We start from the raw sequence: 20,063 nt of genomic DNA, 5'->3' as shown, positions 1-20,063 counted from the left end.
TCTCCTTGCGTGGGTGGAAGGGGGCGTGGCGCGCGTCAGAATCGCGCGGCCCGGTACGGCGCGAGGTCCAGCGGCGGGGCGCGCCGGGCGACGAGGTCGGCGACGAGCTGTCCGGTGATGCCGGCGAGCGTCACGCCGAGATGCTGATGACCGAATGCATGGATCACGCGCGCACTGCCGCGTGCGTGGCCGATGACGGGCACGCCGTCGGGCAGCGTCGGCCGGAAGCCGAGCCAGTTGCGCGTCGGCGCGCCGAGCGACGGCACGGCTTCGCGCGCGGACCGCGTGAGCAGCGCGACGAGCGACGGGTTCATCGGCGCGTCGAAGCCGCCGAGCTCGACGGTGCCGGCCGCGCGCAGCCCTTCGTCGAGCGGCGTCATATAGAAGCCGCGTTCGGCCCAGCCGACCGGCCGCGTGACGCGCTCTCCGGGCGCGCCGAACTGCACGTGATAACCGCGCTCGGTGTCGAGCGGCACCGCATCGCCGCATGCGGCCGCGAATTCGCGCGAGCGGGCGCCCGCGGCGACGACGACGTGATCGAACGCGCGGACCGTCCCGCCCGCCTGCACGTTCACGGCATCGCCGGCAGGCGTGATGCGCTCGACGCGCGCGCGATCGAGCGTCGCGCCGCCGGCGGAAAGGTGCGCGAACAACGCGCCGAGAAAGCCGTGCGGATCGGAGAAATGCCAACTGCCGACGAACAGCACGCCGCGCGTGAAGATCGGCGCGAGCGCGGGTTCGAGCGCGCGGATCGCGCCCGCGTCGAGCGTCTCGAACGGCACGCCGAGCCGGCGTCGCAACGCGAGCGACGGTTGCGCGGCATCGAACGACGCCTGCCGCGCATACAGGTACAGGCATTCGCGCGGCCGCACGAACGCCGCGAGCCGCGGCGAGGCGAGCAGCGGCGCATAACCGTCGGCGGCGCGCGACAACAGGGCGGCCAGCGCGCTCGCGCTGCGTGCGTGGCGCGCGGGCGTCGATGCGAGCAGGAACCGCGCGAGCCACGGTGCGCCGTGCAGCAGGTACGGCCAGCGGATACGCAGCGGGCTGTCGGCGGCGAACAGGAAGTGCGGCAGCTCGCGGAACACGGACGGCCCGTTCACCGGCACGCAGCCGTACGGCGCGAACGTCGCGGCATTGCCGAACGATGCACCCTCGCCGACGCCGGCCGGATCGAACAGCGTCACGCGATGCCCGTCGCGCTGCAGCCATGCCGCCGCGCCGAGCCCGATGAAGCCCGCACCCACGATGGCGACGTTCGCCATGACGCTTCCCCTCCGGTCCACAAGGTTCACACAAAGTTGCGATCAAGAATCACACAGTAATTTTTTGTGTGCAATCAAAAAGAGATTGTGTGGTGTTGGTGTTTACCCGATTTCAAACCGCTGAATCCGCAGACTTTTCCTTAAGCGTTTGACGGGGCGGGGATGTCATATACAATCGCTGGGCAAGTCAAAACGGCAGACAAACGCTTTTTGTGTGGTCACGGGCGACAAATGGCATCAGACAAACTTTCCGGCGAGCGTGACGGCGGCCTGCCGGCGCAGGCGAAACGGCCGACTTATGTCGAGGTATCGAGCTCGATCGAGGAGGAAATCCGCAGCGGCACGTATCCGCCGGGCAGTCGCCTGCCGCCGCAGCGCCAGCTCGCGACGGAGCTCGGCATCAACGTGTCGACCGTGTCGCGTGCGTACAAGGAACTGCAGCTGCGCGGCCTCGTGATCGGCAGCAAGCGGCGCGGCTCGCTCGTCACCGGCGGCGCGATGCCGAGCATCGCGCCGGCCCGCGCGGCGCTCGCGGCCGGCAACGGCGTGATCGACCTGACCGTGAACCGCCCGGCGACCGGCGAGTTTCTCGCAAGCCTCGCGCAGACGTTCGGCACGCTGCCGAGCGACCCGCGGTTCGGCGCGCTGCAGGAGTACCAGCCGCCGCAGGGCCCGGACTGGGCGCGGGCGGCCGGTGCGCAGTGGCTTGCCGCGCCCGGCTTCACGCCGTCGCGCGACCAGGTGGTCGTCACGAGCGGCGCGCAGCACGGGCTGTATGCGGTGCTGAACAGCCTGATCGGCACCGACGGCGTGATCGTCGCCGATCGCCTCACGTACTACGGCCTCAAGGCGCTCGCGCCGGTATTCCAGTTCGAGATCGTCAGCGCGCCGGCCGACGACGACGGCCTGCTGCCCGACGAGATCGAGCGGATCTGCCAGCGCATGCCGGTCAAGGCGATCTTCGTCGTGCCGAACCTGCAGAACCCGACCGTGACGACGATGAGCCTCGCGCGCCGGATGGCGCTCGTCGACATCGCGCGCCGCCATCACGTGACGATCATCGAGGACGACGTGTACGGCCCGCTCGTGCGCGACCGGCTGCCGGCGATCGCGGGGCTGTGTCCCGAGCTGACGTTCCATCTCGGCGCGACGTCGAAGATCCTCGCGCCAGGGCTGCGCCTTGGCTACCTGAGCTGCCCGCGCGACAGCGTCGCACTGTGTGCGGAGGCCGTGCGCACGACTGCATGGATGCCCGCGCCGACCTCGATGCTGATCGCCACGGTGTGGATCGAGGACGGCACCGCCGAGCGGATCATGGCCGCGCAACTCGCGGAGATCCGCGCACGTGTCGATCTCGCCCGCGAACTGCTGCCGGCCGGGCAGTTGAAGGCCGACCCGGCGTGCATGTTCGTGTGGCTGCGGCTGCCGCCGCCGTGGCGTGCCGACGACTTCGCCGCGAATGCGAAGGCGCGCGGCGTGATCGTGATGCCGTCGTCGACGTTCGCGGTCGACCGTGCGGAAATCGAGCACGGCGTGCGCATCAACCTCGCGTGTCCGGCCACGCGCGACGAACTCGTCAACGGGCTGCGGATCCTGGCGGGCACGCTGAAGGACCGGCCGCGCGCGCTGTTCGGGTCGATCTGACGGCGGGCACGCACGTTCGCAAGGCCTACTCGAGCAGATGCGCGACGACGTCGACGATCCGCTGCAGCAGCGCCTCGTCGTAGGGTAGCCACGGCACCGCGCGCAGCGGCGATGGCGGCGGCTCGAGCGGGGCGTCGACCGGCTCGCCGTCGCGCGTCACGCGGCCGGTCGCGCAATGCACCGACCACGCGCCGACGTGCACGTGGCGATCGTCGATCGTGATCTTCCCTTGCGCGACCGGTTCGGCGAACACGAGCGACAGCACGTGTTTGCGATGCCGCGCCATCACGCCGAGCGGCAGCGCCGACAACCGGTTCAGGCGCTGCCGGCGTTCGGTTTCGAGGTCGCGCTGGCGGGCCGGGTCCGCCGCGAGCGAAGCGGCGGCCGCGCGTGTCGCGGGGTCGTCGAGCGCGAACGCGGCCACGCTCACCAGCAGGTCGACCGCCCGCGCCACTTCGGAGAACACGACAGCGTCGATCTCGCCGATCGGCACCGGCACCCAGCGCCGGTCGTGCCGGCGCTCGAAGACCAGCCGGCGCGACGTGCCGTGGCCCTCCGTGCCGGGATAGAGCCGCGCATCGACGAGGAAGGTCGCGCGCACGTCGCCGAATTCACGGGCGAGCCCGTCGTCGTACGCGCGGATCGACCAGCCTTCGCGGCGCGCGACGCCGAGCAGCGGCCGGCTCGACAGCACGTGACCTTCGAACATCGCGGAATCGCTCGCCGACGCGTCGCCGTCGGCCGGCACGTAGTACTCGCGGAACGCCTGCCGCACCGGCTGCCGGAGCGTGCGGTCGACGATCGTGCGCTGCCACGCGAGCCGCTCGTGCGCGTCGGCCAGTAGCGGATGCCATAGCCGGATCGTGCAGTCGTCGGCGATCTCGCATGCGTGCCCGGCCGCGTCGCGCGGCACGACCTTGCCTTTCGCGATGTCGGGGATGAACGATTGCGTCGAGCCATCGCGGCCGCACGCTTGCCAGATCATCCGCGCGGAGAACGCGGCGCCGGCCGGCGTATCGACGAGACGCTCGCGCCATTCGGCATGACCCAGCGACATCGGCTGCCAGAAGCCGGCTTCCATGCAGGTGGCAAGCATCGCGAGCTGCTTCTTGTCCGGTTTCGCGTCGAGCGTCATGCGCAGCGCGGTGTGCGGCCGCTCGCCGAGCGCACGTTCGGCGGGCTTCAGGTTGCGCGCGAGCTTTTTCTGCACGCCCGCATGACGCACCGTGGCGAGCGCGTCGCGCAGCGCGCGCACGCTCTCCGGCGTCGGGATCGTCTCGACCGCATGGCCGAGCGCAATCGCGAGCGACTGCGACGGCACCGTCTTCGCGGTCGTCGGCGCGACGCATACGCCGGTCAGCAGCGGCCCGATCAGCGGGCGTAGCCATGCTTCGTCGCGATAGGCGGCCACGCGCGCGGCGCGCGCGACGACCTGCGCGTCGTCGGTCGTGAACGCGCGATCGGCCTCGTACGGCACGGCGCCGGCGTGCAGCGCGGCGACCAGTCGCGCGGCGTCGGTCAGCGCGTCGCGTGCGAACGCGACGTACGCGGCGTCTTCCGCGAGCGTGACGGCAGGGTCGCCGAAGTCGAGCCACAGCCGTTTCGGCGCGAAATAGCCGTCGTTCGTCGCGGCCAGCGCGAGCAGCGCGGCCGGCCCGAGTTCGGGCAACACGTCGAGTTCGCGCAGGCGAAACGGCGAATCCGCCAGCGCCTGCGCGTACGCATCGCGCCGCGCCGAGAAGTCGCGGCGGCCAGCGAACCAGTCGAGCGCATACGCGCCATACGCGGATTTCGCCCGCGGTTCGCCGTCTTCCGGTTCGCCCGCGATGCGCGCCAGTTCGGCCTGCAGCGCGGGCGACGGCAGCGCGTCGAGACAGGGCAGGTCTTCCAGCGCACGTTTCCATCCGCCGGGCGGAATGTCGCGGAACAGTTCGAGCGCGGCATCGGCGTCGACGAGCGGCACGAGGCCGAGCGCGTCGATCTGCCCGCGCAACCAGCGCGTGAATTCGGCGCGTGGGTCGTCGTACGCGTGGTCGCGCAGCATGATGTCGTGCTCGGCGCGACGCAGCGCCGGCCAGACCGTACCGAGCGTGTGCGCATCGAGCGTCGACAGGTCGATCGGCGCGCCGGTGAAGCGCGGATGGTCGGCGCTGCCGGTCAGTCGCGCGACGAGCCGCGCGGCGAGGTCGCGATCAGTCATCGGCGTTTTCCGGGCCGGCGGCGCGCGATGCGCGGGCAGTCGTTACGTTCTGACACCATTTCATCATCTGTACTGGTCGGGCGTTGCGGATCAAGGCGCCGGGGGGCGGCGGCCCGTTCGATCGCATGCGCGGCGGGGCTGACTCCGGTCATGAAAAACCGTGCGGCCGCACAGTATTGCACCCCCGTCGAGACGGTCGGACGAATGCCCGTGTCGCGGTCGTTCCAGGCCGATCCGGCCGCGCCGCGCGCGGTTTCCGGCCGCCCGGCCATTTCATAAGACGTACAGTTCTCCCGCCATGCGCGATTCGCGCCGAACTGTACTCTTGTTCGCGTGGTCGATGTGTGTACTCGCCGCAAACTGTTCTGCTCTTAAGATTCCACCATCAAGTGCACAGTGCCGCGGATCCAGTCGTACCGGAACCCTGCCGGCGCATCTTCAAGAGAGAGCCGCGATGGAAAAGGCAAAACCGGAGGGAAGGATCAGGAATCACGACGGCCCGGTCGGCGGGCGAAACACGTGTGTGCCGGACGCACACGGGAGGGCGGCACGGCTGCGCATGCGGGCGGGAGACGCAAGATGAAACTCTACGAAAAACTCGCGGACGACATCGAGCGCCTGATCCGCCAGGGCGTGTACCGGCACGGCGACCGGATTCCGTCGGTGCGGCAGGCGAGCCAGCAGCACCGGATCAGCATCACGACCGTGCTGCACGCGTATCTGCTGCTGGAAAGCCGCGGGCTGCTGGAAAGCCGGCCGCAGTCGGGCTATTTCGTGAACCTGCGCCGCGACGACGGCCACGCGCCGGTGCGCGAGCTGCGGCCGTCGAAGCCGATCGCGATCTCGTCGTCGGTCGACGTGAGCCGGCTCGTGCTGTCGACGCTGCGTTCGATCGGCACGGACGACGCGGTGCCGCTGGGCTCGCCGTATCCGGACCCGAGCCTGTTTCCGTTCGAGAAGCTGAACCGCTACGCGTATGCGGCCGGCCGCGACAAGTCGCTGTGGGGCGTGACGGACGGGCTGCCGCCCGGCCATCCGCGCCTGATTCGGCAGATCGCGCGCCGCTACCTGGAAAACGGGATGTCGGTGGACCCGAACGAGATCATCGTGACGGTGGGCGCGACGGAGGCGATCAACCTGTGCCTGCAGGCGGTGGCGAAGCCGGGCGACACGATCGCGGTGGAATCGCCGACGTTCTACGCGATGCTGCACGCGATCGAGCGGATGGGGATGAAGGCGATCGAGGTCGCGACGCATCCGGAGTACGGGATCGACATCGCGGCGCTGGCCGCGATCGCGAAGTCGCAGCCGATCGCGGCGTGCATGGTGATGCCGAACTTCCAGAACCCGCTCGGGTTCCAGATGCCCGACGAGCGCAAGCGCGAACTGGTTGAGTTTGCAACGAAAACCGGCATGCCGATCATCGAGAACGGCGTGTACAACGAGCTGTATTTCGGCGATACGCATCCGAGTTCGCTGAAGTCCTACGACCGGACCGGGATCGTGCTGCATTGCTCGTCGTTCTCGAAGAGCCTGACGGCCGCGTACCGGATCGGCTGGGCGCTGCCGGGCCGCTATCGCGATCAGGTCGAGAAGCTGAAGTTCCTGAACACGCTCGCGACGCCGTCGCTGCCGCAACTGGCGATCGCGGAGTTTCTCGAACGCGACGGCTACGAGCATCACCTGCGGCGCTTGCGCAAGGCGTATGCGCAGCAGGCGAACCTGATGCGGGCGATGGTGTCGCGGTTCTTTCCGGAGGGCACGCGCATCTCGAGCCCGGCGGGCGGGTACGTGCTGTGGGTCGAGCTGCCCGCGCAGGTCGACGCGATGCGGCTGTACCAGCTCGCGCTGGAGCAGGGCATCACGATCGGCCCCGGCTACATGTTCTCGATCACCGACAACTACCGGAACTTCATCCGCTTGAACTACAGCAGCCCGTGGTCGCCGGAGATCGAGCAGGCGGTGATCGCGGTCGGGAAGCTGGCCGCCGCGTGCATGCGGTGAACGGGCGGGCGAGGTGGAACGCGGGTGTCGGTATCCGCCGCGCGGCGATTCGCGTCGTTCAAGCCCAGCCGGCTTCCGAAAACGACCGTGCGGCCGATCGCAGCCAACTGCAGAAGGCGTCGACTGGCGGCCGTGCGGTTGCCGCGCGTGTCGTCAGCAGGTGGTAGCTGTAGGGTCCCTGTACCGGCTTGCCCGGCGCCATGGCCAACAGCCCCTGCCTGACCGCATCGGCGGCGAGGACGTCCGACGCCACCGCCACGCCTTGGCCCGCGATCGCGGCATCGAGCGTGAGATAGGTGTGCGAGAAGCTCGGGCCCTGTCGCAAACGGGTCGCGCTCGCGTGTACGTTCTGCATGCGGCACCAGCGCACCCAGTCCACCTGCTCCGGAATGCGGGCCTCGTATTCGTCATGCAGCAAGGTTACCCGCAAGATATCGTCCACGGTGTGCAACGCCCGGCACACCAGAGGTTGACCGACCGCCAGGAACGTCTCCGACATCAGTTTTTCCGCGACGAGCCCCGGATAGGGGCCCGAGCCCAGCCGGATCGCCACGTCCACCCGCTCGCGGCTGAAGTCGACGGCGGGCACCGAGGCCAGCAAGCGCACCTCGATGTCGGGATGCAGCCGCCTGAACTCACCCAGGCGCGGCATCAGCCAGCGGGTCACGAACGATGGCATCGCGGTGACCGTCACCTCCGGGGCGTCCGCGGCCTGGCGGATGCCGAGCGATGCGCGTTCGAGCTCGTCCATCAAGCGCTCGATTTCCAGGAAGTACCGCCGTCCGATGTCCGTCAACTGGACGGACCGGGCGCCGCGCATGAACAGCGGCGTTCCCAGCCATTCCTCCAGCAGCCGTACCTGATGCCCTACCGCACCGGACGTGACGCATAGCTCTTCACCCGCCCGGGCGAAGCCGCCATGGCGCGCCGCCGCCTCGAATGCGCGCACGGAGAGCAGGGGCGGAATTTGTCGTGCCATGACTCAGTTAAATTAAGGCTCAGTGTCGAAACGTTTGATTTGTTATGCGAGAAATGCGTGCTTAATCTATCAGCCTCACATCACGAGGCTCAGAAATAGTGAGCCATGCCATTTCCGGAGTCAACATGGATCTACGCATTCACGGCGAGTCGGATCGCGCGCTCGCGCCGTCGTTTCGAAAGGTGCTCGTTCCCTGGGCGGTCCAGGGCGGACTCAACCCGCCGGTCATCACGCATGCGCAGGGATGCTACTTCCACGATGCGAACGGCAAGCGCTATCTGGACCTCACCAGCGGTTATGTCGCGGTGTCGTTGGGCCATGGCCATCCGAAGGTCGTCCAGGCGATCCAGGCACAGGCCGAGCGCATGTGCTGGGTCGCATCCAGCTACTTCAACGACGTGCGTGCCGAATACGCTGGACTCCTGAACAGTGTTTCGCCGTGGCCGGAAGGACTGCGTGTGCATTTTACGTGCGGCGGAGCCGAGGCGAACGATGACGCGGTGAAGATCGCCCGGCTGGTGACAGGCAGGCCCAAGGTGCTGACTGCCCATCGGTCGTATCACGGCAGCACCATCGGCGCGAGCGCGATGACGGGCGTGGACCGCTGGCGCGATCCTTTCCCGGCGCTCCCGGGCATGGTGAAGTTCTTTGCACCGTATCCGTACCGCAGCCCCTTTTACACGTCGGATCCGGTCGAGGAGACGCGCCGTGCCCTCGATCACCTTGCGCGCGTCCTGTCGCACGAAGGCGCGCAAAACGTCGCCGCGATCCTGATGGAGCCGATGACCGGGTCCAGCGGTGTGGTCGTCTACCCACCGGGCTACCTCGAAGGCGTTCGCAACCTGTGCGACCGGCACGGCATCCTGCTGATCTTCGACGAGATCATGACGGGCTTCGGGCGCACGGGGGCATTGTTCTGCGCCGAGCGTGTCGGCGTATTGCCGGACCTGATTTCGTTCGCCAAGGGGGCCAGCTCTTCGTATACACCCCTCGGCGGTGTCCTGGTGCGCGAAGGCGTGGCCCGCCACTTCGATACCGAACTCTTCGACGTGGGCCACACGCACGCGGGCCACGTGCTGGCGGTCGCCGGCGGGCTCGCCGCACTGAAGGTCTATCTGGAAGAGGGTTTGTTCGACCGGGCGCGCGAGATCGAAGGCTGGTTGCGCGACGGTCTCGGCGATCTCGCAGACCGTCATCCGTCGATCGGGGACGTGCGGGGCATGGGCGCCCAGTTCGGCATCGAGCTGGTGCGCGACCGGGACACGCGCGAGCCGCTCGTCGAGTGGCACCACCCGGCGGGATCGGCGCCGATGCGGGCGTTCTATGGCGAGCTGCTGAAGCGCGGCGTCCACGCGTACGGGCGCTACAACGTGGTGATCGTGACGCCGCCGCTGGTCATCTCGCGCACGGAGCTGAACGAGGGGCTGGACGCGCTCGACGCGGCGCTGACGGTGCTGGAGGCTGCCCGATGAGCGACGAGGACATCCTGTATCGCGAGGCGCGCGGCGTGGCGACCGTCACGATCGACCGCCCGTCGGTGTACAACGCGTTCCCGGCCAGGACGGTCGAGGATCGCCGTCGAAACGGGCGGCGTGCGTGGTGAGCTCACCCACCCGTCACCGGAGGAAAGAACGCGACCTCGCTATCCTCCCGCACGACGAATTCCCCGGTCACCATTTCGAGGTTCACGGCGGCCCGCACGGGGCGGTCCATCCGCAGTGCGTCCGCGCTGCGCGCGTCGCGCGCGGCCAGCGTGCCGCGCAGCGCGTCGACGGTGAGTTCGCGCGCATCGATCTCGACGGTTTCCTCGTCGAGCGCCAGTTGTTCGCGAATGCTTGCGAAATATTTGATCTTCAGTTTCATTGCGATGTCTCGAGCAGGAGCGGCGGAATCGGAAAGCGCGAAGCGGACGCGGTCAGCCCCAGCGCCGCATCGCGTGGTCGTCGTGGGCCTTCGCCTCGACCCAGCCGGATTCGCCGTCGTGCCGGATCTCCTTCTTCCAGAACGGTGCGTGGGTTTTCAGGAAATCCATCAGGAATTCGCACGCATCGAACGCGGATGCGCGATGCGCGGCGGCCACGACGACCAGCACGACCGGCTGGCCGAGCGGAATGCGGCCGACGCGGTGCACGATCCTGACCGCTTCGAGCCGCCAGCGTGCCGTGGCCTCCTCGACGATGCTCCACAGTGCCTGCTCGGTCATCGTCGGGTAGTGCTCGACTTCCAGCGCGACGACGTCGTCGACGTCGCCTTCCTTGCGCACGACCCCGAGAAAATTCACGACCGCCCCGACATTCGGATTGCGAACGATCGGTGCAAGCTCCGCGCCCGCATCGATCGGCGCATGCTGCACGCGTACTTCGAAGCCGGCGGCAATGGCGGGCGCCGGTTCGGGAGGCGGATCGGTCGCGTCGGCGGGCGGCGGGGCGCTGCCGGCTGGCAGCGGATCGTCCGGCAGCCCGGCGCGGGATTCGGTGAAGGTCGTCATGACAGGTTCTCCAGTGGGCGGCGCATCCTGTATCGCGCGGCGGCCCGTCAGCCGCCGACGAGCGACATGCGCACGGTCGGATAGGTCTTGCCCGGCGCGCGGGCCGGCCGCGCGGCCCGGTGCTCGGAATAGCGGTCGTCGCGCCGCGTCCAGCGATCGCGCACGGCGGTCGCGAGGTCGGCGGTCGATGCCGCATCGTCGAGCCACGGCCGCAGGTCGGTGCCCTGCGTCGCGAACAGGCACGTATAGAGCTGCCCGTCGGCGGACACGCGGGCGCGCGAGCAGGTGCCGCAGAACGGATGCGACACGCTCGCGATGAAGCCGACTTCGCCCGCACCGTCGATGTGCGCGCAACGGATCGCGGTCGCGTCGTGCCCCGGTTCGCCGACGAGCACGAGCGGATAGTGTTGTTCGATCAGTTCGCGCATGCGCGCGGCCGGCACGACCTTGTCGCCGGACCAGAAGCTCGCGCCGCCGACGTCCATGTATTCGATGAAGCGCACGGCCACGCCCGACTGCCGGAAGTGGCGCACGAGCGGCAGGATCTGGTCGTCGTTCACGCCGCGCTCGATCACCGCGTTGACCTTGACCGGCGCGAGCCCGGCAGCATGTGCGGCTTCGATGCCGGCCAGCACGCGCGACACGGGCACGTCGGCGTCGCTCATCCGGCGGAATACGGCGTCGTCGAGCGCGTCGAGGCTCACGGTCACGCGCGACAATCCGGCGTCGCGCAGCGCGCGTGCCTTCGCGGCGAGCAGCGAGCCGTTGGTCGTCAGCGCGATTTCGACGGGATTGCCGTCGACGGTCGTCAGCGCGGCGAGCCGTTCGATCAGTGCCTCGAGGTTGCGGCGCAGCAGCGGCTCGCCGCCCGTGATGCGGATCTTCTCGACGCCGAGCGACGTGAACGCACGTGCGATCTTTTCCAGTTGCGCGAACGACAGGCGCTCGGACGACGGCATGAACGCATAGTCCGAACCGAAGCTTTCGCGCGGCATGCAGTAGCCGCAGCGGAAGTTGCATTGGTCGATCACGGACAGGCGCAGGTCGCGCAGCGGGCGTCCGAGCGTGTCGGACGGGCGGGGAAAGGCGCCGGGCGCTGCGCCGCCGGATGATGCGGCGGCGGCCGGCGCGGCTGAAACGATGGCATTCACGATCGGTTCGTCGGCCTGCATGAAGTAAGCGGAGGGGCGTCGCCGGTCGGCCGTGCGTGTACCGACGTGTCGGCGCACAGGTCGTGACGAGCCTCAGCGTGAGCATAGTCCGCCGGGTTAGGCCGGCAGAGGCACAATCGCGCCCGAATTGCAGGAATACAGTTCGCCGTGCGGCGGGCGCGGCGCATGGGTCGCATCGGGCGCGTGATGGGCATCGCGCTCATGCGAGCCACTGCGCGAATTCGTAATACGGTACCGCGTCGCCGCGCGCGATGGCCCGCCCGGCCGGCAGCCGTGCGAGCCCGCTCGCCTGCACGAGCGACTGCAGCGTGCCGGCGCCTTGCTGGCGCAGCGTATCGAGCACGGGCGCGCCGGCGGCACCGACCGTGCAGCGCACCCGTACGAAGCGTTCGCGCTGCGCATCCGGCTCGAAGTCCGTGTCGATCGGCAGCGCCGGCACGGCCTGCAGGCGCGCGTCGCGCCCCTGCAGGCAGCGGATCAGCGGCGCGACGAACAGCGCGAACGCGGTCATGGCAGCCCCCGGATTGCCGGGCAGCAGCACCACGGGCCGCGTGTCGAGCCGCGCGAGCGCGACCGGCTTGCCGGGCTTCATCCGCACACCGGTGACGATGAACGATGCGTCGAGCGCGGTCAGTGCGGGGCGCAGCAGATCCTTGTCGCCGACCGATGCGCCGCCGACGCAGATCACCAGGTCGCAACCCGCATGCAGGTCGCGCAACGCACGATCGACGGCCGCCGCCGTATCGGCCGCATGCACGTTCATCGCGACGCGGGCACCGGTGCCCGACACGAGTGCGGCGAGCATCGGCGCATTGCTGTTGTAGATCTGCTGCGGCGCGCGCGGCTGGCCGCATGCGACGAGTTCGTCGCCGGTCGTCAGGAGGCCGACGCGCAGCGCCGGGCGCACATCGATGCGCGCGAAACCTTGTGCGGCCGCCACGCCGACGTGCATCGCGCCCAGCCGCACGCCGGCCGGCACGAGCAGGTCGCCGGTACGCACTTCCTCGCCCCGGCGGCGGATGTGCGATCCGGTGCGCGGCGGGGCATCGAACGCGACCCAGCCGTCCCGTTCGTGCGCGTGCTCCTGCATCACGACGGTGTCGGCGCCGGGCGGGATCAGGCTGCCGGTGAAGACGCGCGCAGCCGTGCGGGCGGCCAGCGGCATCGGCGTGTCGCCCGCATAGCAGCGTTGCGCGACGCGCAGCGGCTCGCCACGCGCGAGATCCGCGTGACGCACGGCATAACCGTCCATCGCGCTCTGGTCGGCCGGCGGCTGGTCGAGCACGGCGGTCAGCGGCGCGGCCAGCACATGGCCGGCCGCTTCGGCGACCGGCAGCGAGGCGCTCGCCGCAAGCGGCGCAAATGCGCCGGCGAATTGCTGCTGCGCGGTATCGAAATCGAACAGGTGTTTCATGACGAGTGGGCCGGGTGCGCGGGCGCAAGCGCCGGTTGATCGGGGTGAACGGCGTCGGGCGACACGTATTCGACGAAGCCGTCGTTGCGGCAGAAGCCGAGCAGGCGCACGCCGGCTTCGCGAGCGACGTCGATCGCCAGCGACGTCGGCGCCGAGATCGTCGCGATCATCGGGATGCCGACCCGCGCGGCCTTGCGTACCAGCTCGTAGCTCGCGCGGCTCGACAGGAACACGAAGCCCGCGCCAAGGTCGGCGCGGCGCCGCGCGAGATGCCCGATCAGCTTGTCGAGCGCGTTGTGGCGGCCGACGTCCTCGAACACGGCGCGCACGGCGCCGTCGCGGTCGCACCACGCGGCCGCGTGGATGCCGCCCGTCTCGCGCATCAGCGTCTGGTGGGCCGGCAGCGTGCGTGCTGCGCGTGCAATCGCGTCGGCGCCGATGCCGGCAGCCGCGCCGGCGGCCGCGATGCGCGGCGGGTGCAGGTCGAGCTGCGCGATGCTTTCGATCCCGCAGACGCCGCAACCGGTGCGGCCGGCCAGCGCGCGCCGGTGCGCCTTCAGCGCCATGAACGCCTGCTGCGACACGGTGAGCCGCACCTCGGCGCTGCCGGGGCGGCATTCGCTCTCGATGTCGAAGACGTCCGACGCACGCTCGACGATGCCTTCGCTCAGCGCGAAGCCGAGGCCGAATGCATCGAGGTCGATCGGCGTCGCCATCATGACCGTGTGCGAGATGCCGTTGAACACGAGTGCAACCGGCGTTTCGTCGACGACGCGATCGACGGTGTCGCGCGTTTCGCCGGCACGATGGCGCGTCACCTGACACGCGGTGCTGCCGGTCGGATCGTCGATGGGGGGGCGGGACGCCATGCGGGTTTCTCCAGTCGGATCGGCCGGCGTGTACGCCGGACGACGGAAATCGGTGCTGCCGGGCGGGCGCCGGGGGCGGCGCACTACCGCGTCGGGCAGGCGTTGCATAACATGTTAAGTGGAGTGAACAGCGCGCCGGAGATACAGCGCCGCCACGCGGAAAGCAGTACAGCTGACCATCCCGCAGGCACGAAATGTGTTTTCCGTGCACACATCTTCGGCGACGGAAGCAGCACAGTTTCAGCGCACGTTCGAGTGATTGCGAGTATCGTGGCAAACGCGATATCGTCACTCACGCTTCGATGCCGTGCGAGGGTCCGTTGACGTTCGCATGTGTAGTCGCCAAGCCGTCGCGCGATTTCCTGCTTCGGGCGTACGTCCTCACAACCACGAGCAAATTACGGTCATGGAAATCTTCGATGCATTCCATCTCGCCCGATTGCAATTCGCATTCACGGTGTCGTTCCACATCGTGTTTCCCGCGATCAGCATCGGCATGGCGAGCTTCCTGGCGGTGCTGGAATGGCGTTATCTCGTCACCGGCGACGCCGCCTACAAATCCATGTTCCAGTTCTGGTCGAAGATCTTCGCGATCGGCTTCGGGATGGGCGTGGTCTCCGGCGTCGTGATGGCATACGAGTTCGGCACCAACTGGGCCGGCTTTTCGCGCGTCGCGGGCAACATCACGGGGCCGCTGCTCACGTATGAAGTGCTGACTGCGTTCTTCCTCGAGGCCGGCTTCCTCGGCGTGATGCTTTTCGGCTGGCAGCGCGTCAGCCCGCGTGCGCACTTCTTCGCGACGCTGATGGTCGCGGTCGGCACGCTGATCTCGACGTTCTGGATCCTCGCGTCGAACAGCTTCATGCAGACGCCGCAGGGCTACAAGATCGAAAACGGCCTGGTCGTGCCGGTCGACTGGTTCAAGATCGTCTTCAACCCGTCGTTCCCGTACCGTCTCGTGCACATGACGATCGCGGCGTTCATCGTCGCGGGTTTCATCGTCGCCGCGTGCGGCGCGTGGCACCTGCTGAAGGGCCGTCGCGACGAGCCGGTGAAGCGCAGCTTCTCGATGGCGCTGTGGATGCTGCTGGTGCTCGCGCCGATCCAGATCGTCGTCGGCGACGCGCACGGGCTGAACACGCGTGAATACCAGCCGGCGAAGATCGCCGCGATCGAGGGGCTGTGGGAAACCGAGAAGGGCGGCACCGCGCTGAACCTCGTCGGGCTGCCCGACATGCAGGCCGAAACCACGCGCTATGCGATCCAGGTGCCGCACCTCGGCAGCCTGATCCTCACGCACAGCTGGGATGGCGAGATTCGCGGGCTGAAGGAATTCCCGCCGCAGGACCGCCCGTATTCGCCGATCATCTTCTGGACGTTCCGGATCATGGCCGGCCTCGGGATGCTGATGCTGCTCACCGCGCTGCTCGGGCTGCTGCTGAGAAAGGGCGGGCGCCTCTATGAGACGCGCTGGTTCCAGTGGTTCGTGGTGGCGATGGGGCCGTCGGGCATCGTCGCGCTGCTGGCCGGCTGGATCACGACCGAGGTCGGGCGGCAGCCGTGGACCGTCTATGGCGTACTACGCACCATCGACTCGGTCTCCCCGCTCAACGCTCAGCAGGTCGGCGTGTCGCTGCTGGTCTTCGTGGTCGTGTATTTCCTGGTATTCGGAACAGGTATCTACTACATGATGAAACTGATGAGGCGCGGGCCGGCGGCCCAGGCCGGGTACATCGAGCTGCACCGGCATCCGGGGCTGCGCAAGAGCGCGCTGTCCACGCCGCTGAACGTCACCGAAGCGGAGTAAGCCATGCACATCGATCTTCCTGTCGTGTGGGCCGCGATCATCGGCCTCGGCGTATTCATCTACGTGATGCTGGACGGTTTCGATCTCGGGATCGGCCTGCTGTTTCCGTTCTTCGACGCGAAGGCCGAGCGCCAGGTGATGCTCGACACCGTCGCGCCGGTGTGGGACGGCAACGAGACGTTCCTCGTGCTCGGCGGCGCGGGCCTCTATGGCGCGTTCCCGGTCGTGTATTCGACGCTGCTGCCGGCGAACTACCTGCCGCTGGTGCTGATGCTGGTCGGCCTGATCTTCCGGGGCGCGGCGTTCGAGCTGCGCGCGAAGGCCACCCGCACGCAGCACATGTGGGATCTCGCGTTTATCGGCGGCTCGGCGCTCGCCGCGTTCTGCCAGGGGATCGTGCTCGGTTCGCTGCTGCAGGGCATCAAGATCGAGAACAACCAGTTCGCGGGCGGGCCGTTCGACTGGCTGTCGCCGTTCAGCCTGCTGTGCGGGATCGGCGTGCTCGTCACGTATGCGACGCTCGGCTGCGGCTGGCTGATCCTGAAGGTCGATGGCGAGCTGCAGCGCAAGATGCGGCTGCTGATGAAGCCGCTCGCGGGCGTGCTGCTCGCCGTGATGGGCGTGGTGAGCCTGTGGACCGTGATCGGGCTGCCGGCCGTCGCGCACCGCTGGTTCGGCAGCGGCAACCTCGTCTGGTTCCTGCCGGTACCGGTTCTCGTCGTAGCATGCGTGTGGGGCATCTTCCACACGGTGAAGCGCGCGCACGAGGCGACGCCGTTCCTGCTGACGCTCGCGCTCGTGTTCCTCGGCTACACGGGGCTCGTGATCAGCATCTGGCCGAACATCGTGCCGCCGTCGCTGACGATCTGGGACGCGTCGTCGAGCCATTCGAGCCAGCTGTTCGCGCTCGTCGGCACCGTGATCGTGCTGCCGATCATCCTCGTGTACAACGCGATGCAATACCGCGTGTTCCGCGGCAAGGTGCGCGAGGGCGACATCGGTTATCACTGAGCGGCATGCGAGGTGACGGGGCGCGGCGTGCGCGTATCATCACGCGCAGCGCGGCGCCCGGCACGGCATCCGACGGAAAGCGGCCCGCCATGCGCGGGCCGCTGCGCATCGGGTGCGGGCGCAACGGGTTGCGTATTCCTTTGGCAGTCGAGAAAACATCATGATCGTCCGACCACGACAGAACTGGCTCAGGATGCTGTTCGTATGGAACGGCTCCGTGCTCCAATCGATCATTCCGCAGCTCGTGTTCATGGCGATCGTCAGCACGCTGGCGGTCTTCACGAACGGGCGCATCTTCGGCGAGAAGATTCCGCTCAACACCGCGCCGTTTACGCTGTTCGGGCTCGCGCTCGCGATCTTCCTCGGGTTTCGCAACAACGCGAGCTTCGAGCGTTTCAAGGAGGCGCGGCATCTGTGGGGCAACCTGCTGATCGCCGCGCGCGCCGTGACGTCGCAACTGCATCGCTACCTGCCCGACGGCGTGAGCGACGCCGAGCGCAACCGGCTTGCCGACCTGCTGATCGCGCTCGCGTATGCGCTGAAGCATCAATTGCGTCATACCGACCCGACCGCGGACCTGCTGCGCATTCTCGGGGCGGAGCGCACGGCCGCGCTCGGCGGCAAATGCTACAAGCCGGTCGCGATCCTCGACGAACTGCGCGGCGGCATCGTTCGTGCGCTGGGCCCCGCGCCCGGCAGCGGCACGACCTGCTGGATGTTCGAGACGCAACTCGACGAGCTCGGCAAGTCGGTGGGCGGTTGCGAGCGCATCCTGTCGACGCCGATCCCGTTTTCATACAGCGTGCTGCTGCATCGCACCGTCTATGCGTATTGCGTGCTGCTGCCGTTCGGGCTCGTCGATTCGACGGAGTTCTTCACGCCGCTGATCTGCGTGTTCATTGCCTACACGCTGATCGCGCTCGAAGCGATCGCGAACGAAGTGGCCGAACCGTTCGGCCTTGCGCCGAATGCACTCGCGCTCGACGCGATCACGCGCACGATCGAGCGGTCGGTGCTGGAACTCGGGGATCGGCCGATGCCGGAGGAGTTCGTGCCGGCGTCGACGTATCAGATCACGTAGGGAGCGTGGTCGGTAGTGTAGTCGTCGGTAAGGTTGATCGGTCCGACCGGGAGGGGTTGTGTAGACTCGTGCTCGTTCAATGGAGCCTACACCATGCAACTGCTTGATCACGTGTCGATCGGCGTTCCGGACATCGACCTGGCACGCCCCTTCTACGATGGCGTCATGACTGCGCTGGGCGTGACCAAGGTCTATGACCGGCCCAATGCGCTCGGCTATGGCGAACGTTGCAGCGCGAACGACCCTGCATCGACTTTTCTGGCGGTGTATCTGGATCCCGCCGAAATCGGGACGAGCAAGCGGCACTGGTGTTTCAAGGCCGCGTCCCGCGAGCAGGTGCATGCGTTCTTCGAGGCTGGCCTTGCCACGGGCGGCCAGTCCGACGGCGACCCCGGATTGCGGCCGCACTACCACGGCGACTACTACGCGGCCTTTCTGGTCGATCCGGCCGGCAACCGGGTCGAGGCCGTGTGTCATGCGGCGGTGCCGGCGCGCGAGCGGCCGTGACGGCGCTGCTCAATCGAAATACGTGAGTCCCATTGCGCGCTTCACCTCCGCGATCGTTGCACCCGCCACTTCCCGTGCGTGCAGCGTGCCGCGCTTCAGCGTCGCCATCACCTCGGCCTTGTCGGCCTCGAACTCGCGGCGGCGCGCGCGGATCGGCTCGATCAACGCCTGCAGCCGCTCGTTCAGCACGCGCTTGACGACGCTGTCGCCGAGGCCGCCGCGGCGATAGTGGGCCTTCAGTTCGTCGACCTTCGCGACGTCCGGCTCGAACGCATCGAGGAACGTGAACACGACGTTGCCCTCGACCTGGCCGGGATCGCTCACGCGCAGGTGGTTCGGATCGGTGTACATGTCCTTCACGGCCTGCGCGATCTCGTCCGGCGTCGAGCCGAGCGTGATCGCATTGCCGAGCGACTTGCTCATCTTAGCCTTGCCGTCGATGCCCGGCAGCCGCGTGACCGACGACAGCACGGCCTCGCATTCGACCAGCACCGGCTGCTCGACGGTTGCGTTGAAGCGGCGCACGAGTTCGTTGGTCTGTTCGATCATCGGCAACTGATCGTCGCCGACCGGCACGTGCGTCGCCTTGAACGCGGTGATGTCGGCTGCCTGGCTCACCGGGTAGGTCAGGAAACCGGCGGGGATGTCGCGCTCGAACCCGCGCAGGCGGATCTCTTCCTTGATGGTCGGATTGCGTTCGAGGCGCGCGACCGTGACGAGGTTGAGCAGGTATTGCGACAACTCGGCGAGTTCGGGCACCTGCGACTGCACGACGATCGTCGAGACCGCCGGGTCGATACCGACGGCGAGGTAGTCGAGCGCGACCTCGATCACGTTCTCGGTGACGCGCTGGCGGCGGCCCATGTTGTCGGTCAGCGCCTGCGTATCGGCGAGCAGCAGGAATTGCTTCGCTTCGTGCTGCATCTGCACGCGCGCGCGCAGCGAGCCGATGTAGTGGCCGAGATGCAGCGGGCCAGTCGTGCGGTCGCCGGTGAGGATGGTCGGGCGGGTGGGTTGCGTCATGGTCGTCGTTGGCTCCGGGTTGTCGAAGGCGCCAGCCATGATGTCGGTGCGGTGCAGAAACGCAAATGCCGCCATGGCTGGCGGCATCACGTTTGGGACATGCAAAAGGAAACGGGCCGCCTGGGTCAGGCGCGCCACCAGCAATGCACGATCGGCGAGGCGGGTTGGGTTTCCATCGCGCAAGTATAGCGTAGTGCGCGGCCGGGCGTGCGCGTCAGTGGATCATCGACTCCATCGCGAGGTACGCGGTTTCGGCGGACGGCCACAGCAGGTACAGCAGGCCGACCATCAGCAGCCACGCGCCGGCGCGGACGAGCGGCGTGCGGTCTTTGTCGCGCTGCGGGGCAGGGCGGGTGGGCGGGTTCGAATTTTTCATGCTTGCAGGCGCGGGGCGCGCCACTCCAACGGTTACTGCAACGGGTCGCGCGGGGCGACGCCGGGGTGTTGCGGGGTTCTACGGGGCTGGGTGCCGTCTGAGACACCAGGTCGCCGAGGGTGCGTTGGCGAGGTTAGCCGGTCGTGGGACATAAAAGGGAACGATCGAGTGTCGCGTATCCGCTTCCATGCCGATGTGACGCGCATGCTACCAGTTCGACGAT

Annotated in this window: 18 protein-coding genes; 8 read left to right on the top strand and 10 right to left on the bottom strand. The window is 68.1% G+C overall.

Translation table 11 applies throughout. The features are described from left to right. Window positions 1-35: 35 nt before the first annotated feature. Window positions 36-1,265 carry an NAD(P)/FAD-dependent oxidoreductase gene (locus WJ12_RS17380; protein ID WP_059561303.1) on the bottom strand — a complete coding sequence of 410 codons (1,230 nt, stop codon included), beginning with the start codon at window positions 1,263-1,265 and terminating at the stop codon, window positions 36-38. Window positions 1,266-1,496: 231 nt separating this feature from the next. Here WJ12_RS17380 and WJ12_RS17375 point away from each other — a divergent pair, with 231 nt between their 5' ends. Continuing rightward, the gene (locus WJ12_RS17375; RefSeq protein WP_059561300.1) at window positions 1,497-2,909 is read left to right on the top strand and encodes an aminotransferase-like domain-containing protein; all 1,413 of its coding nucleotides are present in this window, start codon (window positions 1,497-1,499) and stop codon (window positions 2,907-2,909) included. 25 nt (window positions 2,910-2,934) lie between these two features. On the opposite strand, the gene WJ12_RS17370 is transcribed toward WJ12_RS17375, so the two are convergent. Next, window positions 2,935-5,109, bottom strand: a complete 2,175-nt coding sequence (locus tag WJ12_RS17370) for a DUF4132 domain-containing protein (protein WP_059561297.1) — start codon at window positions 5,107-5,109, stop codon at window positions 2,935-2,937. A gap of 579 nt (window positions 5,110-5,688) precedes the next feature. Here WJ12_RS17370 and WJ12_RS17365 point away from each other — a divergent pair. After that, window positions 5,689-7,113 (top strand): aminotransferase-like domain-containing protein, encoded by a 1,425-nt coding sequence (locus tag WJ12_RS17365; RefSeq protein ID WP_059561294.1) that lies wholly within the window; start codon window positions 5,689-5,691, stop codon window positions 7,111-7,113. A gap of 58 nt (window positions 7,114-7,171) precedes the next feature. Here WJ12_RS17365 and gcvA read toward each other — a convergent pair whose 3' ends face one another. After that, window positions 7,172-8,092 (bottom strand): transcriptional regulator GcvA, encoded by a 921-nt coding sequence (gene gcvA / locus WJ12_RS17360; RefSeq protein WP_059561291.1) that lies wholly within the window; start codon window positions 8,090-8,092, stop codon window positions 7,172-7,174. Window positions 8,093-8,217: 125 nt separating this feature from the next. Here gcvA and WJ12_RS17355 point away from each other — a divergent pair, with 125 nt between their 5' ends. Together WJ12_RS17355 and WJ12_RS37040 are read left to right on the top strand one after the other, a co-directional pair. Beyond that, on the top strand, window positions 8,218-9,564 hold the full coding sequence (locus tag WJ12_RS17355) for an aminotransferase class III-fold pyridoxal phosphate-dependent enzyme (RefSeq protein WP_049035925.1): 1,347 nt from the start codon (window positions 8,218-8,220) through the stop codon (window positions 9,562-9,564). Further along, window positions 9,561-9,695, top strand: coding sequence for a hypothetical protein (locus tag WJ12_RS37040; RefSeq protein ID WP_257786233.1), 135 nt, complete (start codon window positions 9,561-9,563; stop codon window positions 9,693-9,695). The genes WJ12_RS17355 and WJ12_RS37040 overlap by 4 nt, the downstream gene beginning before the upstream one ends. Window positions 9,696-9,697: 2 nt before the next feature. On the opposite strand, the gene moaD is transcribed toward WJ12_RS37040, so the two are convergent. From moaD to fdhD, 5 genes are all read right to left on the bottom strand, one after another. Next, on the bottom strand, window positions 9,698-9,955 hold the full coding sequence (gene moaD / locus WJ12_RS17350; RefSeq protein WP_034190508.1) for a molybdopterin converting factor subunit 1: 258 nt from the start codon (window positions 9,953-9,955) through the stop codon (window positions 9,698-9,700). 52 nt (window positions 9,956-10,007) lie between these two features. Then, window positions 10,008-10,580: a molybdenum cofactor biosynthesis protein MoaE gene (locus WJ12_RS17345; protein WP_034190507.1), complete on the bottom strand. Its 573-nt coding sequence runs from the start codon at window positions 10,578-10,580 to the stop codon at window positions 10,008-10,010. A 47-nt stretch (window positions 10,581-10,627) separates the two neighbouring features. Next, the gene (gene moaA, locus WJ12_RS17340) at window positions 10,628-11,752 is read right to left on the bottom strand and encodes a GTP 3',8-cyclase MoaA (RefSeq protein ID WP_059561288.1); all 1,125 of its coding nucleotides are present in this window, start codon (window positions 11,750-11,752) and stop codon (window positions 10,628-10,630) included. Window positions 11,753-11,951: 199 nt separating this feature from the next. Continuing rightward, a complete protein-coding gene (locus WJ12_RS17335; protein WP_059561285.1) occupies window positions 11,952-13,166 on the bottom strand; it encodes a molybdopterin molybdotransferase MoeA in 1,215 nt (404 codons plus the stop codon). Further along, a complete protein-coding gene (gene fdhD, locus WJ12_RS17330) occupies window positions 13,163-14,035 on the bottom strand; it encodes a formate dehydrogenase accessory sulfurtransferase FdhD (protein ID WP_059561282.1) in 873 nt (290 codons plus the stop codon). Before fdhD ends, WJ12_RS17335 begins: the two co-directional genes overlap by 4 nt. Window positions 14,036-14,441: 406 nt before the next feature. Between fdhD and WJ12_RS17325 the strand changes: the two genes are divergently transcribed. The 4 genes from WJ12_RS17325 to WJ12_RS17310 all read left to right on the top strand — a co-directional run bounded on the left by WJ12_RS17325 (window position 14,442) and on the right by WJ12_RS17310 (window position 18,441). After that, entirely contained in the window at window positions 14,442-15,842 is a 1,401-nt protein-coding gene (locus WJ12_RS17325; RefSeq protein WP_034190503.1) for a cytochrome ubiquinol oxidase subunit I, read from the top strand. Window positions 15,843-15,845: 3 nt separating this feature from the next. Next, window positions 15,846-16,853 carry a cytochrome d ubiquinol oxidase subunit II gene (cydB, locus tag WJ12_RS17320; RefSeq protein ID WP_059561279.1) on the top strand — a complete coding sequence of 336 codons (1,008 nt, stop codon included), beginning with the start codon at window positions 15,846-15,848 and terminating at the stop codon, window positions 16,851-16,853. 160 nt (window positions 16,854-17,013) lie between these two features. Then, on the top strand, window positions 17,014-17,934 hold the full coding sequence (locus WJ12_RS17315) for a bestrophin family protein (RefSeq protein ID WP_034190501.1): 921 nt from the start codon (window positions 17,014-17,016) through the stop codon (window positions 17,932-17,934). A gap of 93 nt (window positions 17,935-18,027) precedes the next feature. Further along, window positions 18,028-18,441 (top strand): VOC family protein, encoded by a 414-nt coding sequence (locus WJ12_RS17310; protein WP_059561276.1) that lies wholly within the window; start codon window positions 18,028-18,030, stop codon window positions 18,439-18,441. 9 nt (window positions 18,442-18,450) lie between these two features. Here WJ12_RS17310 and trpS read toward each other — a convergent pair whose 3' ends face one another. Continuing rightward, the gene (trpS, locus tag WJ12_RS17305; RefSeq protein WP_034190511.1) at window positions 18,451-19,464 is read right to left on the bottom strand and encodes a tryptophan--tRNA ligase; all 1,014 of its coding nucleotides are present in this window, start codon (window positions 19,462-19,464) and stop codon (window positions 18,451-18,453) included. Between the two features lie 214 nt (window positions 19,465-19,678). Next, window positions 19,679-19,840 (bottom strand): hypothetical protein, encoded by a 162-nt coding sequence (locus tag WJ12_RS36425; RefSeq protein WP_167361883.1) that lies wholly within the window; start codon window positions 19,838-19,840, stop codon window positions 19,679-19,681. Between the last annotated feature and the right edge of the window lie 223 nt (window positions 19,841-20,063).

It is taken from the genome of Burkholderia seminalis (assembly GCF_001718535.1).
In the GTDB taxonomy this organism is placed as follows: domain Bacteria; phylum Pseudomonadota; class Gammaproteobacteria; order Burkholderiales; family Burkholderiaceae; genus Burkholderia; species Burkholderia seminalis.
The sequence above is the reverse complement of the archived record's forward strand: the minus strand, read 5'-3'. Positions and strand labels throughout refer to the sequence as shown.